19 protein-coding genes, 2 tRNA genes and 3 rRNA genes are annotated in these 22,355 nt (G+C 35.9%); 21 read left to right on the top strand and 3 right to left on the bottom strand.

Translation table 11 applies throughout. The features are described 5' to 3' along the window. Positions 1-14: 14 nt before the first annotated feature. On the bottom strand, positions 15-1,532 hold the full coding sequence (locus tag PQ462_RS21500) for a helicase HerA-like domain-containing protein (protein WP_012022585.1): 1,518 nt from the start codon (positions 1,530-1,532) through the stop codon (positions 15-17). Positions 1,533-1,911: 379 nt separating this feature from the next. On the opposite strand from PQ462_RS21500, the gene PQ462_RS21495 reads away from it, so the two are divergent. From PQ462_RS21495 to PQ462_RS21460, 8 genes are all read left to right on the top strand, one after another. Continuing rightward, positions 1,912-2,736, top strand: coding sequence for a MotA/TolQ/ExbB proton channel family protein (locus PQ462_RS21495; RefSeq protein WP_012022584.1), 825 nt, complete (start codon positions 1,912-1,914; stop codon positions 2,734-2,736). Positions 2,737-2,791: 55 nt separating this feature from the next. After that, positions 2,792-3,418 (top strand): ExbD/TolR family protein, encoded by a 627-nt coding sequence (locus PQ462_RS21490; RefSeq protein ID WP_073410568.1) that lies wholly within the window; start codon positions 2,792-2,794, stop codon positions 3,416-3,418. 19 nt (positions 3,419-3,437) lie between these two features. After that, a complete protein-coding gene (locus PQ462_RS21485) occupies positions 3,438-3,995 on the top strand; it encodes an ExbD/TolR family protein (RefSeq protein WP_073410567.1) in 558 nt (185 codons plus the stop codon). Positions 3,996-4,032: 37 nt separating this feature from the next. After that, complete coding sequence (locus PQ462_RS21480; protein WP_073410566.1) at positions 4,033-4,836, top strand: energy transducer TonB; 804 nt, start codon at positions 4,033-4,035, stop codon at positions 4,834-4,836. Then, positions 4,836-5,063: a hypothetical protein gene (locus PQ462_RS21475; RefSeq protein WP_044047430.1), complete on the top strand. Its 228-nt coding sequence runs from the start codon at positions 4,836-4,838 to the stop codon at positions 5,061-5,063. Before PQ462_RS21480 ends, PQ462_RS21475 begins: the two co-directional genes overlap by 1 nt. 2 nt (positions 5,064-5,065) lie before the next feature. Continuing rightward, positions 5,066-5,989, top strand: a complete 924-nt coding sequence (locus PQ462_RS21470) for a PstS family phosphate ABC transporter substrate-binding protein (protein WP_274251512.1) — start codon at positions 5,066-5,068, stop codon at positions 5,987-5,989. 16 nt (positions 5,990-6,005) lie between these two features. Further along, complete coding sequence (locus tag PQ462_RS21465; protein WP_274251511.1) at positions 6,006-7,676, top strand: tetratricopeptide repeat protein; 1,671 nt, start codon at positions 6,006-6,008, stop codon at positions 7,674-7,676. Positions 7,677-7,778: 102 nt separating this feature from the next. Further along, complete coding sequence (locus PQ462_RS21460; RefSeq protein WP_073410564.1) at positions 7,779-8,411, top strand: 7-carboxy-7-deazaguanine synthase QueE; 633 nt, start codon at positions 7,779-7,781, stop codon at positions 8,409-8,411. An 81-nt stretch (positions 8,412-8,492) separates the two neighbouring features. Here PQ462_RS21460 and PQ462_RS21455 read toward each other — a convergent pair whose 3' ends face one another. Both PQ462_RS21455 and PQ462_RS21450 read right to left on the bottom strand, forming a co-directional pair. Continuing rightward, positions 8,493-9,038, bottom strand: a complete 546-nt coding sequence (locus tag PQ462_RS21455) for a YfiT family bacillithiol transferase (RefSeq protein ID WP_274251510.1) — start codon at positions 9,036-9,038, stop codon at positions 8,493-8,495. A 14-nt stretch (positions 9,039-9,052) separates the two neighbouring features. Further along, the gene (locus tag PQ462_RS21450) at positions 9,053-9,760 is read right to left on the bottom strand and encodes a class I SAM-dependent methyltransferase (RefSeq protein WP_274251509.1); all 708 of its coding nucleotides are present in this window, start codon (positions 9,758-9,760) and stop codon (positions 9,053-9,055) included. Between the two features lie 74 nt (positions 9,761-9,834). Here PQ462_RS21450 and PQ462_RS21445 point away from each other — a divergent pair, with 74 nt between their 5' ends. From PQ462_RS21445 to PQ462_RS21385, 13 genes are all read left to right on the top strand, one after another. Beyond that, positions 9,835-10,329 carry a YkgJ family cysteine cluster protein gene (locus tag PQ462_RS21445; protein ID WP_012022575.1) on the top strand — a complete coding sequence of 165 codons (495 nt, stop codon included), beginning with the start codon at positions 9,835-9,837 and terminating at the stop codon, positions 10,327-10,329. A 108-nt stretch (positions 10,330-10,437) separates the two neighbouring features. Then, positions 10,438-11,673 carry an ABC transporter permease gene (locus PQ462_RS21440; protein WP_274251507.1) on the top strand — a complete coding sequence of 412 codons (1,236 nt, stop codon included), beginning with the start codon at positions 10,438-10,440 and terminating at the stop codon, positions 11,671-11,673. Between the two features lie 940 nt (positions 11,674-12,613). After that, positions 12,614-14,127, top strand: a 16S ribosomal RNA gene (locus tag PQ462_RS21435). Positions 14,128-14,252: 125 nt separating this feature from the next. Beyond that, positions 14,253-14,326 (top strand) — tRNA-Ile (locus tag PQ462_RS21430). A 140-nt stretch (positions 14,327-14,466) separates the two neighbouring features. After that, positions 14,467-14,540: transfer RNA gene (locus PQ462_RS21425), tRNA-Ala, on the top strand. Between the two features lie 152 nt (positions 14,541-14,692). Then, positions 14,693-17,576, top strand: a 23S ribosomal RNA gene (locus PQ462_RS21420). A gap of 175 nt (positions 17,577-17,751) precedes the next feature. Further along, positions 17,752-17,861, top strand: a 5S ribosomal RNA gene (gene rrf, locus PQ462_RS21415). Together the 16S, 23S and 5S rRNA genes with 2 tRNA genes alongside form the textbook arrangement of a ribosomal RNA operon. A gap of 301 nt (positions 17,862-18,162) precedes the next feature. After that, a complete protein-coding gene (locus PQ462_RS21410) occupies positions 18,163-18,657 on the top strand; it encodes a Crp/Fnr family transcriptional regulator (RefSeq protein ID WP_274251506.1) in 495 nt (164 codons plus the stop codon). 133 nt (positions 18,658-18,790) lie between these two features. After that, on the top strand, positions 18,791-19,573 hold the full coding sequence (gene lpxA, locus PQ462_RS21405) for an acyl-ACP--UDP-N-acetylglucosamine O-acyltransferase (protein WP_274251505.1): 783 nt from the start codon (positions 18,791-18,793) through the stop codon (positions 19,571-19,573). A 134-nt stretch (positions 19,574-19,707) separates the two neighbouring features. After that, entirely contained in the window at positions 19,708-20,301 is a 594-nt protein-coding gene (locus PQ462_RS21400) for a YdeI/OmpD-associated family protein (RefSeq protein WP_274251504.1), read from the top strand. A gap of 55 nt (positions 20,302-20,356) precedes the next feature. Continuing rightward, complete coding sequence (locus tag PQ462_RS21395; protein ID WP_012022573.1) at positions 20,357-20,920, top strand: DUF4256 domain-containing protein; 564 nt, start codon at positions 20,357-20,359, stop codon at positions 20,918-20,920. Positions 20,921-20,934: 14 nt separating this feature from the next. Then, positions 20,935-21,435 (top strand): endonuclease V, encoded by a 501-nt coding sequence (locus PQ462_RS21390; RefSeq protein WP_274251503.1) that lies wholly within the window; start codon positions 20,935-20,937, stop codon positions 21,433-21,435. A 104-nt stretch (positions 21,436-21,539) separates the two neighbouring features. After that, positions 21,540-22,346 carry an SDR family oxidoreductase gene (locus tag PQ462_RS21385; protein ID WP_274251502.1) on the top strand — a complete coding sequence of 269 codons (807 nt, stop codon included), beginning with the start codon at positions 21,540-21,542 and terminating at the stop codon, positions 22,344-22,346. Positions 22,347-22,355 lie beyond the last annotated feature (9 nt).

The following is a 22,355-nucleotide window of genomic DNA, read 5'->3' as shown; positions in this document are numbered from 1 at the left end:
GATTCTTGATGTTTTTATTTTTTAAAGATTTTCGTTAAAACCCCAAAAACGCCTCTTATAAAGGTAGCGCTTGTTACGACTTTTAAAACAGATTTAGTAACAACTTCTGTAGTACTTGGCCCTGCTTTTGAAGATTTTGCCGGCGCTTGTTCTTCTCTTTGCGCGGCTGCTTCATTAGCATCAGCTATTTTTTTATTTAGGATTTCAAAAGCACTTTCTCGGTCAATTTCTTCAACATATTTTTTTACGAGTTTCGATTTGTTGTTTATTTCATCGATTTCAGAAGGAGTTAAAATATCCATTCGACTTTGCGGTGCACGCATCATCGTAGCAACAAGCGGGGTAGGAATTCCTTTTTCGTTTAATGCTGTAACCAATGCTTCTCCAATTCCTAAACTGGTAAGCAGTTCATCTGTTTTATAATATTGAGAAGTTGGGTAATTGTCAGCTGTTTTTTTAATCGCTTGTCTGTCATTTGCAGTAAAAGCTCTAAGCGCATGCTGAATCTTTAATCCTAATTGAGCCAAAACCCCGCTTGGTACATCCATTGGATTTTGAGTTACAAAATAAATACCAACACCTTTCGAACGAATTAATTTTACAATGGTTTCAATTTGTTCCAATAGTACTTTGCTGGCTTCATTAAATATTAAATGGGCTTCATCTATAAAGATTACCAATTCCGGCTGTTCAGCATCACCCTTTTCAGGCATTTTTTGATAAATCTCTGCTAAAAGGCTTAGCATAAAAGTTGAGAACAATTTTGGTTTGTCCTGAATATCCGTCAAGCGGATGATATTTACATAACCTTTACCATTCTCATCGATTCTCATTAAATCATCGGTTTCAAAAGACAATTCTCCAAAAAACAAATCACCGCCTTGTTGTTCTAATTCAATAATCTTTCTTAGAATTGTTCCCGTAGTTGCAGTTGATATTTTCCCATAACTTGCCGCAATTTCTTCTTTTCCTTCTTCAGTAATATAATTAATGACTTTTTTGATGTCTTTTAAATCTAATAAAGGCATCTGCTTATCATCACAATATTTAAAAATAACAGCAACAACTCCAGCCTGCGTATCGTTTAAATCTAAAATTCTTGAAAATAAAACCGGACCAAACTCAGAAACTGTCGCTCTCAAACGAACTCCGTTTTGTTTTGATAATGACATTAATTCAACCGGAAATGCAGATACACTATAAGGTAGGTTTATTTTGGCGTGGCGTTCTGTAATAAAACCTTCTTCTTTTCCTTCTTTTGCAATACCGCTGAAATCTCCTTTTATATCCATCATTAAAACAGGAATTCCGGCATTCGACAACTGTTCAGAAAAAACCTGAATTGTTTTGGTTTTTCCAGTTCCGGTTGCACCTGCTATAAGACCATGACGATTTAATGTTTTTAGAGGTATTTTTACATGTGCTTCAGCTACAGCTTCTCCATCTAAAATTGCACCGCCAAGCGTTATAGAGTCGCCTTTGGCAGAATATCCATTATTAATGTCTTGAATGAAATTGTCCTTTTTATTCATGTTTTATTTGTAATTTAGATGATTATAAGAGTTTTGCTTGTATTTTTAACAAATTTGACGTGTTTTTTTTAGTAGGAAAATGCTTTTTTTGATTGAAAAATACATAAAAAATAATTTCGCAGCTTTTTAAGAACATTTCAAAGGATTGTTTGAATATTTACTAAAACGTTGTAAATTTTTTATTATTAGCCTTGATTTTTGTTTTATCACAAAAATGATGACGGCAAATTAATGAGATATTTTTTAAATTGACGTTAAATTTCCTTCAATAAAATTAAAAAAAGTTTTTTTATTTAAACTAAACGTATAAATTTGCTACCCTACAAGTTAAATATAACTAAAAAATAAAAATTATTTAAAACTATTAAAATTTAAAAAAATGGCAAACGTTAAAGTTAAAAAAGAGAGCACTTCAAATGGGGGAGGAATGATTACAGGGATCATTATTGTAGCGTGTATCTTAGTTGGGATTGTAATTTGGAAATTCGTTATGGGTTCTCCTGCTAACTTCGAGGGAGGAAATCCAGAAACTGGTCACCCAATCAACACTTTAGGAATGGTATACAAAGGAGGATTCATTGTACCTGCATTATTAGGTATGTTTTTAATGGTTGTTGTTTTTTCTATTGAGAGATTTACAGTTATCAGCAAAGCTGCTGGAAAAGCTAACCTAGACAAATTTATGACAAGCGTTCAAGGAAGTATTAAAGAAGGAAACATCGAAGCTGCTATCGCTGCATGTGACAAACAACAAGGTTCAGTTGCAAACGCAATTAAATCTGCTTTAATTAAATACCAAGACGTTAAAAAAGAAGGATTCAACAGCGAAGAAGCTTCAGAAGTAATCCACAAAGAAATTGAAGAGGCAACTTCATTAGAAATGCCAATGTTAGAGAAAAACATGACTATCATCTCTACTTTAGTATCTTTAGGTACATTAGGAGGATTATTAGGAACTGTATCTGGTATGATTAAAGCGTTTGGTGCATTAGCTTCTGCTGGTACTCCAGATCAGGCTGCTCTTGCAACAGGTATCTCTGAGGCACTTATCAACACTGCAACAGGTATCTCTACATCTGTATTAGCGATCATCTCTTACAACTTCTTTACTGCTAAAATTGACGATTTAACTTACTCTATCGATGAGGCTGGTACTACAATCGTGAATACTTACAGAAGATTCAGAGGAAGTTTAAGACAATAATTAATTTTTGATAAATAATTAGAAATAATTATATCAAAATAAAAAATAAAAGATAATGGCTAAAATAAAAATGAAAAAGAAGTCAACGTCGACAGATATGACTGCGATGTGTGATGTTGCGTTCCTTTTGCTTACGTTCTTTATCTTGACCGCTACTGCTAAGGTGCCTGAGGCACTTCCTGTAGATATGCCTTCTTCTACTGTTCAAAGTAAATTACCAGATTCTGATTTGGCAATTATTACAATAGGTAAAGGAAAAGATGGAAAAACTAAAGTCTTTTTTGATATCAAAGGAAGAGAGATTCGTAAAAAAACTCTTGAAGGAATGGGGGCAAAATTCGGTGTGAATTTCTCAGAAGAGGATAAAGAAAAATTTGCTTTAATGGATGATTTCGGTGTACCGGTTACAAGTTTAAAGCAAATCATCGATATGAAAGCGGCTGATAGAACTAAAGCAGAACAACCTGGAATTCCATTTGATTCTATAGACAATCAGTTGAAAGAGTGGCTTTTGGTTTCAAGAAGAGCTACAATCGATCTTGATGATAAAGAATTGCAGATTGCAATAAAAGGTGATGCTAAAGAAGAGTATCCACAAATCAAAAAGATTATGGATATTTTGCAAGATCAAAAAATCAATTCCTTTAACCTAGTTACAGGAATGAGAGGAAAAGACTTTTAATTAAAAAAAGATACACTAAATGGCTGAATTAAATACCGGCGACGGTGGTGGCGGAAAAGGTGGCAAAGTAAGAAGCAAAAAGCAAAGTTCTAAAGTCGATTTAACGGCAATGGTGGATTTGGCATTCTTATTGATCACATTCTTTATGTTAACCACATCGTTGTCAAAACCTCAATCGATGGATTTGTCATTGCCAGATAAAGACGATGATCCTACTAAGAATAAAGATATCAAGGTAGATGAGAACCGTACTATGACAGTAATATTGGGAGAAAATAATAAACTAACTTATTATATGGGATTATTATCGTCTCCAATTGCGGGACCTAAAGATATTGCATATGGTAAAGATGGTATCCGTAGAGAAGTTCTGAAAAGAAAAAAATCTGTTTTAGAATACTCTGCATCTTTAGGGAAACCTAAAAACGGAATCATTGTTATTATTAAACCAACAAAAAAATCAACTTACCGCAATTTAGTTGATATGTTGGATGAAATGGCGATTGCTGGGGTAGATACTTACGCAATTGTTCCTGAGTTTAGTCCTGAGGAGGCAAAATTGGCAGGTCAAGAGTAATGACTGTCTTGTTTTAACATCCTAATAATCAAGAAAAATGAAATTAGATATTATAAAAAATCAGTGGCTTGATATCGTATTCGAAGGACGTAATAAGATATACGGGGCATATGAGCTTAGAAAATCAAACGGTAAAACCACAGTAAAGGCACTTGTCTTAGGTTCTATCTTTTTTAGTTTTGCTATTGCTGCGCCTCTTATTGCGAGCTATTTGCCAGATTCTAGTGAAGAAGATGCAAATACAGATATTAAGATTGCAACGGTAAAATTACCTCCTAAACCAAAAGAGGAAATTAAACCTAATCAACCGCCACCACCGCCGCCGCCACCAAAAGTGGATCAGGTGAAGTTCGTAAAACCGGTTGTTGCTAAAGCAAACGAAGTTACCGAAGATCCTCCAAAAATTGAGGAACTTAAAGATAAGAAAGTAGGTTCTGAAACTATCAAAGGAGATCCAGATGCAGTTTTAACTGTAGATGAGCCAGTAGGTAAAGGACCGGTTTCTCAGGTAGTAGAAGAAGATAACAGTGTATATAACACAGCTGGTATCGAAGTAAAACCTGATTTCCCTGGAGGTATGGATAAATTCTACAAATTCGTAGGAAACAACTATAAAACTCCAGAAGAAGAAGGTCTTAAAGGTAAAGTTTACGTTACTTTTGTAGTTGAAAAAGACGGTTCATTAACCGACATTAAAGTTTTAAGGGATATCGGTTACGGTACAGGAGCAGAAGCAATTCGTGTTCTTAAAAAATGTCCAAAATGGACTCCCGGCGAGCAAAATGGTAAAAAAGTGAGAGTACTTTACTCTTTACCTATTACTATTCAATCTGCAGAATAATGTTAAAAGATATGCTTAATAATATTCAGAAGAAATCGCTCAAAGAGCGATTTCTTCTTGTTTTAGGAATACTGTTTTTTTTAATATATCTTGTGCTGGGTTTAATGATTATGTTTTGGGAAAAACTTCCCTTAGATATGGAACCTAAATACAGATATGCCTTTGGCGGATTGCTAATCGTTTATTCGGCAATACGTTTTTTAAGATTAATTAATGCAAAAGAATAATTATGCTAAAATATAGTAAGTTTTTAGGTTTGGTTATTTTTGTTTTTTTGTTTGCCATGTGCAACCAAAAAAGTAAGAGTGAATCTAATAAAGAAACCATTTTAAAAGGGGCATTAGATGTTACAGTTGACGAAACTGTTAAGCCAATCGTTGATGATCAGGTTGCTGTTTTTGAAGGAACTTATTATAGTGCAAAAATTACAGTTATACCAAAATCTGAAGCGGAGTTAATAAATGATTTATTGAATCAGAAAGCTAAAGTGGTTGTTACAGCAAGGGATCTGACTACTGAAGAAATCGCAAGATTTGAAAAAAGTAAAATAAAACCCCGCGTTACTCCTTTTGCAAAAGATGCGATTGCTTTTATTTCAAACAAAAGCAATAATGATACATTAATTGCGTTGAAAACGGTAATTGATTTCATACAGGGTAAAAAAGATACAGGAATTAAAGGTCTTGTGTTTGATAATCCAAACTCTAGTACAGTTCGATATATGAAAGAACTGGCGAAAATAAAAGATCTTCCAACAGAAAATGTTTTCTCTTTCAAGACAAATGATGAAGTAATTAAATTTGTTTCAGAAAATAACGGAATGATTGGTGTTGTTGGAGTTAATTGGTTGTCACAGCCGTCTCCTAATATGGTTGATGTTGTGAAGAAAATTAATGTTTTAAGTGTTAAAGGACTAAATGATAATAAATACTATAGTCCTACACAAAATGACCTTGCCGAAGTAAAATATCCTTTGGCACGTGATTTGTTTATTATAAATTGCCAAGGGTATAATGGCTTAGGAATGGGATTTGGTTCATTCATTGCCGGAGACATTGGACAGAGAATAGTTTTGAAATCGGGGTTGCTGCCAGTAAGAACGCCTGGAAGAAAACTTCAAATTAGAAACAAACTTTTAAAAGATAACGAATAAATTAATTACAATAAAGATGAATAAATTTAAAATTTTTAGTCTTGCCTTAGTTGCTACAGCCTCTGTTGCAAAAGCGCAGGATATCAAAGAAGCTAAAAAGGCAATTGATGCTGAGCAATTTCAAAAAGCAAAGTCGTTGCTTAAATCAATCATCAAAGCAAAACCATCTGATGGAGAAGCTAATTTTGTTTTAGGAAACGTATATTTAAATCAAAGCGTTGTTGATTCTGCTAAGATTTATTTTTTAAATGGAATAGAAGCATCTGACAAGAAAAACTTAAACTATATTGGTTTAGGTCAGTTAGATCTTGATAATAAAAATGTTGCTGCAGCTCAGGCTAACTTTGCTTTGGCAACAAAAGACATAAAGCGTAAAGATGTAGATGAATTCATTTACATTGGAAAAGCTTACATGAACTCAGTGCATCCTGATTATAACAATGCAATCGCAAGTTTAAAGAAAGCATTAGCTATTGATCCTCAAAATGCAACGGCGCTTTTGGCTATTGGAGATGCATATTACGGAGCTAACAATCAAAACGAAGCTTACAAGTCTTACCGTGATGCTTTTACAGCAGATCCTACACTTTTAAGAGCAAAAATGCAATTGGGAGTTTTATTAAAAGGAGCAAAATCGTATGATGAAGCTATTAAAGCTTTCAACGAAGTAATTGCTATAAACCCAAATTACGGTCCTGTTTACAGAGAATTAGCTGAAACATATTACAAATGGGGTAGAAACAAACCTTCTACAGCTAAAGTTAACTTGCAAAATGCAATTACTAACTACGAGAAATACTTGAGCTTAACAGATTATTCTTTAGATTCTAAAATGCGTCACGCAGATTTCTTAATCTTGGTTAAAGATTACAAAAGCTTAGAAACTGTAGCAAACAAAATGATTGCTGAAGATAAAGTAAATCCTAGAATTTTCAGATATTTAGGATATGCTGCTTACGAAAATGGAAATGTTGATGTAGCTATTAAGTCTCTTGAAGATTATATCAAAAATCCTTCTAACAAAGTGATTGGAAGCGATTATATGTATTTAGGACTTGCTAAAATCAAAAAAGGAACTAATGCTGAGGGAGCTGTAGATCAGGCTTCATTTGATGCAGGTATTGCTAATATTAAAAAAGCTGTTGAATTAGAGCCATTAGTAGTTGAAGAACTTGGAGATTATGGTAAAGAATTATTCGGTAAAAAGCAATGGGCACAAGCGGCTGCTATTTATGAATTAAGTTCAGCTAATTCTGAGTCAAAAAATTATTTGACTGATAATGTTTATTACGGTATCTCTCTTTATTATGCTAATCTAGATAAAAAAGCGACTTCGCCAGAAGTAGCTGCTGATTTAGCTAAAGCAGATGCTGCTTTCGACAGAGTTTTAGTAGCTTCTCCATCTTATGATGAAGCTTACCTTTATAAAGGAAGAATAGGTAACTTATTAGAAAAAGAAGACCAGATTGTTAAAAACTACGAAACGTACGTTGCTAACATTACAGCTAAAGGTGCTGAAGAATTAGCAAAACCAGCTACAGTTAAGAAAATAGTTGAAGCATACAATAGTATTGGTGCTAGTTATGCAAATACTGATAAAGCAAAAGCAATTGAATATTTTAATAAAACTTTAGTTTTAGATCCAACAAATGCTTACGCTTCTCAATCTGTGAAAGCTTTAAAATAATATAGTTTTAAACTAATTTATATGAAACCGATAGTTCTCTTTGAACTATCGGTTTTTTTGTTACGTATTTAATTGACTATCTTTGCACATTAAATTAAAATAATGTTACCAAAAGAAATACAATTAGAAGTGAATAAAGGAGCAATGCTGCCTTTGATGGAGGAATTTTATACCATTCAGGGTGAAGGTTTTCATACCGGAACTGCTGCTTACTTCATTAGAATTGGAGGTTGTGATGTGGGATGCCATTGGTGTGATGTGAAAGAAAGCTGGAATGCAGAACTGCACCCGCCGACTAATATCGATGTAATTGTAAATAATGCTTCAAGTTATGCTAATACAGTTGTAGTTACCGGCGGAGAACCGCTTACATGGGATATGACTTTGTTAACACAGCAGTTAAAAGATAAAAACTTAAAAGTTCATATTGAAACCTCCGGGGCTTATCCATTATCTGGAACCTGGGACTGGATTTGTCTTTCACCAAAGAAAAATAAACTTCCTACACCTGATGTCTATGCTAATGCGCATGAATTAAAAGTCATTATCTATAATAAGCATGATTTTATTTTTGCCGAAGAACAAGCTGAGCTGGTAAATGATAATGCTATTTTATTCCTTCAGCCGGAATGGAGTAAAAAAGAAGAAATGACGCCGCTGATTGTAGATTATGTTATGAATAATCCGAAATGGAGAGTTTCTCTTCAAACTCATAAATACCTGAACATTCCTTAATTCATAACAAAAAACTCTCCGAGACATGGAGAGTTTTTTTATGTAAAAAATATACATTGTGTAAAAAAGAAACATTTTAGGTTATTTCCAGTTTTTGTATTTTTTTAAATTGATGATGTGTGCTAAATGATGATTTCCGTGCCAGGCATACATACCGATAATTTGTTTGATTCGGTATTCAGAATTATTCTCTGGATGAATAAATGATTTTTCAAGATCATTTTCTGATAGATTTTTCATTATATATGATAATCTAAAATGTAATCCTTCCAGTAAACTCAATGTTGGAGCAATTGGCATCGATAAACTATCAGGCATTTCAGACCACAATTTTTCATCATAAGGTTTTATAATCGGATTGTTTTCGGTTAAAGCCCATTTTAATCTAATGTAACAATTCATATGACTTTCGGCGCAGTGATGAATTACTTGACGAACCGTCCAGCCATCAGGACGATATGGAGTATCTAATTGTTCGTCGTTTAGATAAATTGTCTCATTTCTTAATTTTTCAGGAAGAACTGCAATTTCTTTAATTTTATCTGAAATATATTCAGACGAATATTCATCAGGAGCATTAAACTTTCCTATTGGATATTTTAATTTTTCTAAATCTAGATTTTCCATGATTTTAATTTGTTTTAAATTGAAAGTTTAGCCAGATAATCATAATGTTCACCTTCCATAATCAGCTCACATTTCAATCCATTTGCTATGGCCGCATTTTGAAGTGTATTATAATCGAGGTATAACCAGTCAAAAGTTTCTTCTTTTTCACCTTTATAGGATATGGTAAAAGTAAGTTCTCCATAATATTCTGTTTCTGATGGGATCCATTTTCCGCCGTCTTCATCTTCATCAAACATATAGATAATATCAGAGCTGTCAATTAAAATCTGTCCGCCTGGATTTAGAAGCGATTTCAATTTTGATAAATACTTGTTACAGTTTTCTAATTTTCCAAAAATTCCGGTTCCGTTCATTAATAAAAGAATCGTGTCAAATTTTTCGCCTTCAAAATCTAATACATTTTGAACCTGAGCATTTTTTAAACCACGAAGTCTGCAGGTTTCAATTGCTTTTTCAGAAATATCAATTGAAACAACATCTAAATTACGGTCATTTTGCAATGATAAACTATGGCTTCCGGCGCCGCAGCCAACGTCTAAAATTTTCCCTGCGGCTAATTGTAAAGCTTTTTGTTCGATTTTTGGCATTTCATCATATGAGCGGAATAAATATTCGACACTCATTTCATCTTCTTCAGAAATTGAAGTTTCGGTAATAATATCCTCTGGAGAATTATTGGTTTGGAAATCATACATTGCTTTCCCAAAAAGATCTTTCATCGTAATTTAGTTCAAAGTTTAAGGTTTCAAGTTTAAAGTTGTTTAATTTTGCAGCTCAACTTTAAATAGTAAACTTGAAACAAATTTTAAATAACTTAAATAAGTTAGCCAAAGATAAGCATATCGAAAACAAAAAGTATTTTGATAAGCTGAAAAAGAAACAGCCAAAGAATTTAGATTATGTTATGCAGGACCTGCATGATGCAGAATTTAAAAAAACGGATTGTTTACAATGCGCCAATTGCTGTAAAACAACTGGGCCGTTATTTACTTTGGCAGATATTGAAAGAATTTCAAAATCTTTCAGGCAAAAACCGCAGCAGTTTATTGAACAATATCTGCGTATTGATGAAGATAAAGACTATGTTCTAAAAAGTGTTCCGTGTACTTTTTTAGACAGCGAGAATTATTGTATGATTTATGATGTAAGACCAAAAGCCTGCCGCGAGTTTCCGCACACAGACCGCAAAAAATTTCATCAAATTTCTGATTTGACTTTAAAGAATGTTGCCATTTGTCCTGCGGCATATAATATAGTAGAAGAAATGAAAAAGAAACTGCCGCTTTAATCGTTTAAAGTGTAATGTTGTTCTGGAATTATATATATTACATTTTTAATGTACTTTTGAATAAGCTGAAATACCACAGAAAATATAAATCATAATAAGAATCTTAAATTGAATTTAGAATACTTTATAGCAAAAAGACTCATTACTGCCAAAGATTACAAAAGCAGTATATCGGCACCAATTATTAAAATTGCTATTTCGGCAATTGCAATTGGTATAATTATGATGATTGTTTCTGTAGCAACCGGAATTGGGTTGCAGCAAAAAATACGCGAAAAAGTTTCAGCGTTCAACGGTCAGATTATTATTTCGAATTACGATAATAACAATTCTGAAATAACTTTAATTCCCATTTCAAAAAAACAAGACTTTTATCCCAAATTTAAATCTGTTCCAGAGGTAACCCATATTCAGGCAATCGCTAGCAAAGCAGGAATAATTAGAACTGAAAATGCTTTTGAAGGAATTGTTTTTAAAGGTGTAGGAGCAGATTACAATTGGAACAATATAAAAGAGTATTTAGTAGAAGGCAGACTGCCGGATTTTTCTAAATCACTAAACGAAGAAGTTATTATATCAAGATTTCTTGCAGATCGGCTTAATTTAAAATTAGGAGACAGTTTTAATACCTTTTTTGTAAAAGAAGAACAAGGGAAACTGCCGAATATCCGCAGATTTAAAATTACGGGAATTTTTAGTTCAGGATTTCAGGATTTTGATGCATCTTATATAATAGGAGATATTCGACACATTCAGAGAATTAATAAGTGGAATGCAGATCAAATTGGGGCTTTTGAAGTTTTTGTAAAAGACTTTACTCGAATTAAAGAAACCGGAAATCAAATTTACGAACAAATTCCTTCAAATCTTGACACAAAAACAATAACAGAAAAGTACAATTATATTTTTGACTGGCTTCAGCTCTTTGATTTTAATATAGTCGTTATTCTTGGAATAATGATTTTAGTAGCTACAATTAATATGGTTGTCGCTTTGTTAGTTCTTATTTTAGAACGGACACAAATGATAGGAATTTTAAAAGCTCTGGGAGCTGATAACTGGACGGTTCGAAAAGTTTTTTTATACAATGCATTCTATCTAATTGTTCGAGGTTTGTTTTGGGGTAATTTAATTGGAATTTCATTGCTCTTAATCCAGCAGCAATTTGGAATCGTTCATCTTAATCCCGAAAACTACTATGTGAACCAGGCACCGGTATATTTAAACTGGACATATATAGTATTGTTAAACTTGCTGACTATAGCTGTATGTTTCCTCGTATTATTAATTCCTTCTTATTTAATAACAAAAATCTCTCCTGTAAAAGCAATTCGCTTCGATTGATTTTAAAATGATATGAATATTTTCAACCCGACAGTTTTTTAAAACCTGTCGGGTTTCTTTTTGTACATATATTAAGTAGAAAACTTAGATTGTCATGCTGAGCGAAGTCGAAGCCCTTTTATATATATACAATAAGGAGCAGTTTCCCGCTATCCGTTCCAATCTTTTGTGCCGAACCCCGGCACAAAAGGATTTCCACTTCTATCGGGGCTGCGAAAATCTTTTGAAAAAGGAAATTTTAGGGTCAACAAGATAATTGGAGAAGAAAAAGCTGATGCTCTTGCTTGATTTGAGAATTAAAATAACAACAAAAAGACGGCCTAAAGGCTGAAAACTCTGTAAAATCGGCAAACCCAAACCTGCATAAAGTACGAAATCCACATGCAAATCAAGAAAAACCTCACAGTTATTCAAAAAAGTTGAGATTGTAAATCAGCTGTTATGAGTTAGTTAAGAAAAAGTTTTAAAAAAGATTGAAATTATATAAGGAAAAGGCTTGTAAATGTAAATAAAGGTGGTACTTTTGCACCCGCAACAGCGAAAAACGTTCACAGAAATACTGACAGGCAATACGAATTAAAAGAGAAGAAATTTTCAAAAAAAAGATTCGAAAAAGCTTGTGGGATTTGAAAATGCTTTTTACATTTGCACCCCGCAAAACACGGAAAGTTCATTGAGAGACTGGCAGGAAAAGATGAAAAACAGAGACGAAAAAAAAAGTTTCAAATTTTTTTAAATTTTTCTTGCGAGAAACAAAAAGAAGTTTTAGTTTTGCACCCGCTTTGAGAAACAAGCGGTAAGACAAAGAAATTACGTTCGTAGACATATTGAATTGACAGCCGTTTTAACAGAGATGTTAGAACAAAAGAAATAAGAGTAATAGAATCGAAAGATTCGAAATGAACCGATAGATATTCGTCGAGATATAATATTAAAATATACGATGAAGAGTTTGATCCTGGCTCAGGATGAACGCTAGCGGCAGGCTTAACACATGCAAGTCGAGGGGTATAGCACTTCGGTGCTAGAGACCGGCGCACGGGTGCGTAACGCGTATGCAATCTGCCTTTCACAGAGGGATAGCCCAGAGAAATTTGGATTAATACCTCATAGTATTATGGAGTGGCATCACTTTATAATTAAAGTCACAACGGTGAAAGATGAGCATGCGTCCCATTAGCTGGTTGGTAAGGTAACGGCTTACCAAGGCTACGATGGGTAGGGGTCCTGAGAGGGAGATCCCCCACACTGGTACTGAGACACGGACCAGACTCCTACGGGAGGCAGCAGTGAGGAATATTGGTCAATGGACGCAAGTCTGAACCAGCCATGCCGCGTGCAGGATGACGGTCCTATGGATTGTAAACTGCTTTTGTACGAGAAGAAACATCCCGACGTGTCGGGACTTGACGGTATCGTAAGAATAAGGATCGGCTAACTCCGTGCCAGCAGCCGCGGTAATACGGAGGATCCAAGCGTTATCCGGAATCATTGGGTTTAAAGGGTCCGTAGGCGGTTTAGTAAGTCAGTGGTGAAAGCCCATCGCTCAACGGTGGAACGGCCATTGATACTGCTGAACTTGAATTACTGGGAAGTAACTAGAATATGTAGTGTAGCGGTGAAATGCTTAGATATTACATGGAATACCAATTGCGAAGGCAGGTTACTACCAGTTTATTGACGCTGATGGACGAAAGCGTGGGGAGCGAACAGGATTAGATACCCTGGTAGTCCACGCCGTAAACGATGGATACTAGCTGTTGGGCGCAAGTTCAGTGGCTAAGCGAAAGTGATAAGTATCCCACCTGGGGAGTACGAACGCAAGTTTGAAACTCAAAGGAATTGACGGGGGCCCGCACAAGCGGTGGAGCATGTGGTTTAATTCGATGATACGCGAGGAACCTTACCAAGGCTTAAATGCAGACTGACCGATTTGGAAACAGATCTTTCGCAAGACAGTTTACAAGGTGCTGCATGGTTGTCGTCAGCTCGTGCCGTGAGGTGTCAGGTTAAGTCCTATAACGAGCGCAACCCCTGTTGTTAGTTGCCAGCGAGTAGTGTCGGGAACTCTAACAAGACTGCCAGTGCAAACTGTGAGGAAGGTGGGGATGACGTCAAATCATCACGGCCCTTACGCCTTGGGCTACACACGTGCTACAATGGCCGGTACAGAGAGCAGCCACTGGGTGACCAGGAGCGAATCTATAAAGCCGGTCACAGTTCGGATCGGAGTCTGCAACTCGACTCCGTGAAGCTGGAATCGCTAGTAATCGGATATCAGCCATGATCCGGTGAATACGTTCCCGGGCCTTGTACACACCGCCCGTCAAGCCATGGAAGCTGGGGGTGCCTGAAGTCGGTGACCGCAAGGAGCTGCCTAGGGTAAAACTGGTAACTAGGGCTAAGTCGTAACAAGGTAGCCGTACCGGAAGGTGCGGCTGGAACACCTCCTTTCTAGAGCCTGGGTGTTAGCAGTAATGCACGCTTGGGAAAAAAGATGAAATTTAAAGGTTTTGAATTTTAGATTGTATTACTCTTGCTGTTAATTTAAAAAAAATGATAAAAATTAAGTAAAACAGAGTCTCGTAGCTCAGCTGGTTAGAGTACTACACTGATAATGTAGGGGTCGGCAGTTCGAGTCTGCCCGGGACTACTTTTTAAGAATTGACAATTAATAATTGTTAATTGCTAATTAAAAAGACTGAAAAGCTTAAAAAGAAGGAAATTCTAGAGTTGAAAGATTACGGATTACAAATAATTCCTAATTCATAATTCACAATTCATAATTAGATTGGGGGATTAGCTCAGCTGGCTAGAGCGCCTGCCTTGCACGCAGGAGGTCAACGGTTCGACTCCGTTATTCTCCACAAAATAATTGGCAATTATCAATTGATAATTATTAATTGTTAAAGTTCATTGACATATTGAGATAAGAAAATAATAAGAAAGTAGAAAGCGTTTTTGTTATAACTAACAAAAACAAAAAAAAACGGTCTTGTTTTAAGTAACAAGATTGGTACAATAAGCAAAATAAGGGCGTATGGGGAATGCCTAGGCTCTCAGAGGCGATGAAGGACGTGATAAGCTGCGAAAAGCTGCGGGGACTGGCACACACAGATTGATCCGCAGGTATCCGAATGGGGCAACCCGCTATATTGAAGATATAGCACACCGATAGGTGGGCAAACCCGCTGAACTGAAACATCTAAGTAGGCGGAGGAGAAGAAAACAAAAGTGATTCCGTAAGTAGTGGCGAGCGAACGCGGATTAGCCCAAACCAGTGCTGTTACGGCAGTGCTGGGGTTGTAGGACCACGACATTTTATGCATGCAGAACCGGAAGTTACTGGAAAGTGACGCCATAGAGGGTGATAGCCCCGTATGGGTAATAAATGTAATAGATAGTGGTATCCTGAGTAGGGCGGGGCACGTGAAACCCTGTCTGAATTCGGCGGGACCATCCGCTAAGGCTAAATACTCCTGAGAGACCGATAGTGAACCAGTACCGTGAGGGAAAGGTGAAAAGAACCGTGAATAACGGAGTGAAATAGATCCTGAAACCATACGCTTACAAGCGGTCGGAGCCCTTTCGTGGGGTGACGGCGTGCCTTTTGCATAATGAGCCTACGAGTTAACGCTGCTGGCAAGGATAAGTACTTCAGGTATGGATCCGCAGCGAAAGCGAGTCTGAATAGGGCGCTTTAGTCAGTAGTGTTAGACGCGAAACCGTGTGATCTACCCATGGGCAGGTTGAAGCTGTGGTAACACACAGTGGAGGACCGAACCGGTTGACGTTGAAAAGTCTTCGGATGACCTGTGGGTAGGGGTGAAAGGCCAATCAAACTCGGAAATAGCTCGTACTCCCCGAAATGCATTTAGGTGCAGCGTTGGTTATAAAGTTATACAGAGGTAGAGCTACTGATTGGATGCGGGGGCTTCACCGCCTACCAATTCCTGACAAACTCCGAATGCTGTATAATGTTCACTAACAGTGAGGGCTTGGGTGCTAAGGTCCAAGTCCGAGAGGGAAAGAACCCAGACCATCAGCTAAGGTCCCCAAATATATGCTAAGTTGAAAGAACGAGGTTTGTCTGCCCAGACAGCTAGGATGTTGGCTTGGAAGCAGCCATTCATTTAAAGAGTGCGTAACAGCTCACTAGTCGAGCGGACGAGCATGGATAATAATCGGGCATAAGCATATTACCGAAGCTATGGATTTGCAAGTAATTGCAAGTGGTAGGGGAGCATTCTAACAGGGTTGAAGGTTTTTCGTAAGGAGGGCTGGACTGGTTAGAAAAGAAAATGTAGGCATAAGTAACGATAATGCGGGCGAGAAACCCGCACACCGAAAAACTAAGGTTTCCACAGCTATGCTAATCAGCTGTGGGTTAGTCTGGTCCTAAGGCGAACCCGAAAGGGACAGTCGATGGCCAACGGGTTAATATTCCCGTACTACTAATTACTGTGATGGGGTGACGGAGTGATGAAAGCGCCGCGAACTGACGGAATAGTTCGTTGAAGTACCTAGCTATAGGTCCTGTAGTAAAATGCGCAGGAACTGGTGAAATACGATAGTACTCGGAGTCTTCGGACAAAGAGATAGTGCGCCTAAGGGCTTCCAAGAAAAACCTCTAAACTTCAGGTAATTAGTACCAGTACCGTAAACCGACACAGGTAGTTGAGGAGAGAATCCTAAGGTGCTCGAGAGATTCATGGCTAAGGAATTAGGCAAAATAGACCTGTAACTTCGGGAGAAAGGTCGCCCTGAGCAATCAGGGCCGCAGTGAAGAGGTCCAGGCGACTGTTTATCAAAAACACAGGGCTCTGCAAAATCGTAAGATGAAGTATAGGGCCTGACACCTGCCCGGTGCTGGAAGGTTAAGAGGAGATGTTATCTTCGGAGAAGCATTGAATTGAAGCCCCAGTAAACGGCGGCCGTAACTATAACGGTCCTAAGGTAGCGAAATTCCTTGTCGGGTAAGTTCCGACCTGCACGAATGGTGTAACGATCTGGACACTGTCTCAGCCATGAGCTCGGTGAAATTGTAGTAACGGTGAAGATGCCGTTTACCCGCAGTGGGACGAAAAGACCCTGTGCACCTTTACTATAGCTTAGTATTGACCTTGGATAAATGATGTGTAGGATAGGTTGGAGACTATGAAGCGGCGTCGCCAGGCGTTGTGGAGTCATTGTTGAAATACAACCCTTTGTTTATCTGAGGCCTAACCCCGTGCTGCGGGGGACAGTGCTTGGTGGGTAGTTTGACTGGGGTGGTCGCCTCCAAAAGAGTAACGGAGGCTTCTAAAGGTTCCCTCAGTACGCTTGGTAACCGTGCGTAGAGTGCAATGGCATAAGGGAGCTTGACTGAGAGACATACAGGTCGATCAGGTACGAAAGTAGAGCATAGTGATCCGGTGGTTCCGCATGGAAGGGCCATCGCTCAAAGGATAAAAGGTACGCCGGGGATAACAGGCTGATCTCCCCCAAGAGCTCATATCGACGGGGGGGTTTGGCACCTCGATGTCGGCTCGTCACATCCTGGGGCTGGAGAAGGTCCCAAGGGTTGGGCTGTTCGCCCATTAAAGTGGCACGCGAGCTGGGTTCAGAACGTCGTGAGACAGTTCGGTCTCTATCTACTGCGGGCGTTAGAAATTTGAGTGGATCTGATTCTAGTACGAGAGGACCGAATTGGACTAACCTCTAGTGTATCTGTTGTCCCGCCAGGGGCACCGCAGAGTAGCTACGTTGGGAAGGGATAAGCGCTGAAAGCATATAAGCGCGAAACCCACCACAAGATGAGATTTCTTTTAAGGATCGTGGAAGATGACCACGTTGATAGGCTATAGATGTAAAGGCAGTAATGTCATAGTCGAGTAGTACTAATAATCCGTAAGCTTATGTACACCCTTTTCCCGGGCCGAAAGGCTCGGGAGGAAACTTTCTAAAACAAAACTTACTTTTCTTTATCTCAGTATGTTAAAATATTTGCTCGACGTAAGAGCAGTAACTAGTTCAAAGTAAATAGTAAAGAGTCTAAGCACTAATTACTATGCACTAAGAACTAATTACTAAAAACCTTAAGGTGGTTATTGCGGCGGGGCTCACCTCTTCCCATCCCGAACAGAGAAGTTAAGCCCGCCTGCGCAGATGGTACTGCAGTTTTGTGGGAGAGTATGTCGTCGCCTTTCTTTTAAGAATCCTCATCATTTATTTGATGGGGATTTTTTGTTTTTATTAATGTTTTGGATTTGTTGCCGATCGCAGTTGTGAAAATATTCTCCTAAGATCAATTACTCTCTTTGTGTTTTACATTGTTTTTCTCCTTTAGTTTTATTGTTTTTGAATTTAGAACAAGAACATCACCTTTTTTAATTTAGCATCTGAAAAGCCATTATTTGTTGTTTTTGCGTTTTGCGATAGTTTGATTATTTCAAGTTCATTTAAAATCATTTTAATTATTGATAAATTTGTTTCATAATCATTCATGATATGAAACAGCTTATTGATGCTATTAATAGTTTTCAGAAATTAGACGATGAAACAGAACAAGCTATAATGAAATATTTCGTTATTGAAAAATTTAAAAAAGATGAGTTTATTATTCAGGAAGGTAAAATCTGTAAAAAAGTTTATTTTATAAAAACTGGAACTGTTCGAAGATTCTGTTTTGAAAATGAAACAGAAGTTACAAAATGGATTTATACCGATAATCAGTTTATAACTTCTTTAAGTAGTTTTTTTGAGCAGAAACCTTCGTTTGAAAATTTTCAGGCTTGTGAAGACACTGTACTTTATTCCTTATCTTATTCAGATGAACAAATTTTATTAGAGTATCCTCTTTTTTCTAAGTTTCATATTAAACAGCTTCGCCTTTATCTTTCTAAAATTAATGAGTTTCATCATTTATTTAGCGCAATGAATGCCCAGCAGAAATATTTTTTTCTTCTTAATTCTTTCCCCCAAATTATTATTAAAGCAAATTAAAACATATTGCTTCTTTAATCAATGTAAGTCAGGAAACTTTAAGCCATATACGAGCTTCAATTTCTTGACATTACATCAAGAAAAACCAATTATTATTTTTCAACTTTTGCGGTCTAATTTAAAAGATTAAAAATTGAAAAATTATAGTATTAAAAAGGAAGCAATTATTGGCAAAAATGTTCATATTGGAAATTTTTCTACAATTGAAAATGATGTTATAATTGGAGACAATTCCTGGATTGGGAACAATGTAACTATTTTAAACGGAACGAGAATTGGACAAAATTGTAAAATCCATTCCAATTCAGTTTTAGGCGGGATTCCTCAGGATTTAAAATACAACAATGAATACACAATCCTCGAAATTGGAAATGATAATATTATTCGAGAATTTGTTACTATAAACAAAGGAACTAACTCAAAACAAAAAACTGTAATTGGAAATAATAATCTAATTATGTCAAATGCTCATATTGGGCACGACGTCATTATTGGAAATAATTCTATTATTGGTTTTAGTGTTGGGATTGCTGGTGAGGTTGTGATAGGAGACTGGGTTAATATCAGCGGTTTAACAGCTATTCATCAATTTTCTTTAATTGGAGATCATTTTATGATCAGCGGATTAAGTCGGGTGGTTAAAGATATTCCTCCTTATATCACTGCCGGGCGTGAACCATTAAGCTATGCTGGAATAAACTCAATTGGATTGAAGAGAAGGGGGTTTCAATCTGATAAAATTGAGGAATTGAAAATGATATATCGAATACTGTTTCAGCAAAATAAAAATACAAAAACAGCTTTAGAATTAATTGAAAAAGAATTTGATCCAACATTTGAGCGTGATAAAATCCTGCAGTTTATACGCCATTCAAAAAGAGGTATAATAAAAGTCTGCAGATTAGAATCTCATTAATTTGATTGAAAAATTTAAAAAGCCTCAAAATATAATCTTCACTTTTTTAAGATTTGCTACATTTGAAGTAGGATATAAATTCTATCAAGTATTTATTATAAAAACTGTCTGGATATTAATTTAAAGTGAATGAAATGTCAAAAAGTGTAGAAAACCCAAAAGTTGATTTCTTTTTTGATAAGGCTGATAAATGGCAGCAAGAGTTAAATTTAATGAGAACAATTTCTCTTGAATGCCAGTTAACCGAAGAATTAAAATGGGGAGTTCCATGTTATACTTTTCAAAATGCTAATATTGTTTTAATTCATTCTTTTAAAGAATATTGTGCTTTTTTGTTTTTTAAAGGATCTTTATTAAAAGATACCGACAGTATTTTGATTCAACAATCTGAAAATGTCCAGGCAGCACGTCAAATACGATTTACAAATCTTCAGGAAATAATTGATTTGAAAGCGGTTTTGAAAACTTACATTTATCAGGCTGTAGAAGTTGAAAAAGCAGGTTTGAAAGTGGAGTTGAAAAAAACATCAGAATTTGAAGTTGCTGAGGAATTCCAAAAGAAACTGAATGAAATGCCAAATCTCCAAAAAGCTTTTTATGCTTTAACTCCCGGAAGACAAAGAGCCTATTTACTTCATTTTTCTCAGCCAAAACAGTCTAAAACCAGGGAATCAAGAGTAGAAAAGAATATTCCAAATATATTAGACGGCAAAGGACTTAATAATTAGTAAAAGATACAGTCGTGTTTTTAAAATTATTTGTGATAACATAAAATAAAGAAAGATGAGTCAAACAAATAAATTGTCATCAGAACAACAGGAATCATTATTGAATGTTTTAGAAAAACGTTTTGAAAATAATAAACATCGCCATCAAAATATAGAGTGGGAAAAAGTTCTGTTAAAACTAAAAGCTAATCCTGAAAAACTTTGGTCTCTTGACGAAATGGAAAGAACTGAAGGAGAGCCGGATGTTGTAGGTTTTGATGAAAAAACAAATGAATATATCTTTTATGATTGTGCTGCAGAAAGCCCAAAAGGACGCAGAAGTATTTGTTACGATCATGAAGCATTAGAAAAAAGAAAAGAAAATAAGCCAAAAGACAGCGCCATAAATATGGCACAAGAAATGGGAATTCAAATTTTGAATGAAGAAGAATATCGAAATCTTCAAAAACTTGGGAAATTTGATACCAAAACTTCAAGCTGGATTTTAACTCCTGTAAATATTAGAAAACTTGGCGGTGCAATTTTTTCAGATTTTCGTTATGATACAGTTTTTGTGTATCATAATGGTGCTGATTCGTATTATGCTGCGAGAGGTTTCCGCGGTTCATTAAAAGTTTAAGATTAAATAAAAAGATGATATTAGCCTTCGATACGTATTATTTTGATAATAAAGCAAAAACAGTCTGCCTTGAATTTGAGAATTGGAATGAAGATAAAAATTTTAAAGTTCATGCCGAGATAATAGATAATGTTTCAGAATATATTCCGGGAGAATTCTATAAAAGAGAACTTCCTTGTATTCTTAGTTTGTTAAATCAAATCGATTTAAAAAATATCGAAACGATTATCGTTGATGGATTTGTGTATTTAGATGATGATAAAAAATACGGTTTAGGCGGCCATTTATATGAAAAACTAAATAATGAGATTCCTATTATTGGTGTAGCCAAAACTAATTTTGCGAGTATCGAAAAAGATAAAAAAGCTTTGCTGAGAGGCGACAGTGCAAAACCATTATTCATAACTTCTATAGGAATTGATTTGGAAGAAGCTTTTCAAAAAGTTGAAAGTATGGCGGGTGAATTCAGAATGCCGACTTTATTGAAAGAGTTAGACCGACTCACAAAAGAATAAATTATTTTCTTAATCGTCTTTTTGACTAATCAATTGTCCAAATTGGCTAAAAACAGCTTCAGGCTTCGGCAGATCTTTGCATTATAATTTTAAAACAATTAAAAATGCAAAAGACAATTTTTATTACAGGAGCTTCGACTGGTTTAGGAAAATCAGCAGCAAAATTATTTCAAAGCAAAGGCTGGCAGGTAATTGCCACAATGCGAAATCCTCAAAAGGAAACAGAATTAACTTCATTAGAAAACGTAATTGTATTACCGCTTGACGTTACAAATTCAGAACAAATTACAGAAACAATAAAAAGTATTACAGAAAAATATTCTGTAGATGTTGTATTAAACAATGCCGGTTACGGGTTAATAGGTGCTTTAGAATCTTTAAGCGAAATTCAAATCGAACGCCAGATTGTTACCAATTTATTTGGTGTTATTAGGATTTCAAAAGCTTTTACACCGCATTTTCGTGAGAAAAAAAGCGGTACTTTTATAAATGTTACTTCTACTTTTGGTTTAATTGGATTTCCAACTTGTTCTATTTACAGCGCAACTAAATTTGGTGTTGATGGTTTTTCAGAAAGTCTGGCATCAGAATTAACTCAATTTGGAATTCAGGTTAAAGTTGTCGCTCCCGGCGGCATGAAAACCGATTTTGCAATTCGTTCTATGGAAGTTGGACAGCACGAAGCGTATGAAAAACTTACCGCAGAAGTTAGTAAAGGTTACAGCGTCGAACAATTAGAGAATTATACAAAAGCAGAAGATGTTGCTCAAATTATATATGAAGCAGCAACAGATAATAAAAATCAATTGCGATATATTGCCGGAAATGATGCTAATGCTTTATACGATGAAAGATTGAAAAATGGTGCTGAAACCCAAGTTCAGAATATTAAAGCAATGTTTACTTTTTAATTTAAAATA

It is taken from the genome of Flavobacterium sp. KACC 22758 (assembly GCF_028736135.1).
GTDB classification, from domain to species: Bacteria; Bacteroidota; Bacteroidia; order Flavobacteriales; family Flavobacteriaceae; genus Flavobacterium; species Flavobacterium johnsoniae.
The sequence above is the reverse complement of the archived record's forward strand: the minus strand, read 5'-3'. Positions and strand labels throughout refer to the sequence as shown.

Excerpts from the sequence above, each read along its gene's own strand:
- PQ462_RS21500 (WP_012022585.1), bottom strand. The coding sequence starts at position 1,532 with ATGAATAAAAAGGACAATTTCATTCAAGACATTAATAATGGATATTCT.
- PQ462_RS21475 (WP_044047430.1), top strand. The coding sequence starts at position 4,836 with ATGTTAAAAGATATGCTTAATAATATTCAGAAGAAATCGCTCAAAGAG.
- PQ462_RS21400 (WP_274251504.1), top strand. The coding sequence starts at position 19,708 with ATGTCAAAAAGTGTAGAAAACCCAAAAGTTGATTTCTTTTTTGATAAG.
- PQ462_RS21460 (WP_073410564.1), top strand. The coding sequence starts at position 7,779 with ATGTTACCAAAAGAAATACAATTAGAAGTGAATAAAGGAGCAATGCTG.
- PQ462_RS21485 (WP_073410567.1), top strand. The coding sequence starts at position 3,438 with ATGGCTGAATTAAATACCGGCGACGGTGGTGGCGGAAAAGGTGGCAAA.
- PQ462_RS21465 (WP_274251511.1), top strand. The coding sequence starts at position 6,006 with ATGAATAAATTTAAAATTTTTAGTCTTGCCTTAGTTGCTACAGCCTCT.
- PQ462_RS21395 (WP_012022573.1), top strand. The coding sequence starts at position 20,357 with ATGAGTCAAACAAATAAATTGTCATCAGAACAACAGGAATCATTATTG.
- PQ462_RS21495 (WP_012022584.1), top strand. The coding sequence starts at position 1,912 with ATGGCAAACGTTAAAGTTAAAAAAGAGAGCACTTCAAATGGGGGAGGA.
- PQ462_RS21385 (WP_274251502.1), top strand. The coding sequence starts at position 21,540 with ATGCAAAAGACAATTTTTATTACAGGAGCTTCGACTGGTTTAGGAAAA.
- PQ462_RS21390 (WP_274251503.1), top strand. The coding sequence starts at position 20,935 with ATGATATTAGCCTTCGATACGTATTATTTTGATAATAAAGCAAAAACA.
- PQ462_RS21455 (WP_274251510.1), bottom strand. The coding sequence starts at position 9,038 with ATGGAAAATCTAGATTTAGAAAAATTAAAATATCCAATAGGAAAGTTT.
- PQ462_RS21480 (WP_073410566.1), top strand. The coding sequence starts at position 4,033 with ATGAAATTAGATATTATAAAAAATCAGTGGCTTGATATCGTATTCGAA.
- PQ462_RS21450 (WP_274251509.1), bottom strand. The coding sequence starts at position 9,760 with ATGAAAGATCTTTTTGGGAAAGCAATGTATGATTTCCAAACCAATAAT.
- PQ462_RS21470 (WP_274251512.1), top strand. The coding sequence starts at position 5,066 with ATGCTAAAATATAGTAAGTTTTTAGGTTTGGTTATTTTTGTTTTTTTG.
- PQ462_RS21490 (WP_073410568.1), top strand. The coding sequence starts at position 2,792 with ATGGCTAAAATAAAAATGAAAAAGAAGTCAACGTCGACAGATATGACT.
- PQ462_RS21410 (WP_274251506.1), top strand. The coding sequence starts at position 18,163 with ATGAAACAGCTTATTGATGCTATTAATAGTTTTCAGAAATTAGACGAT.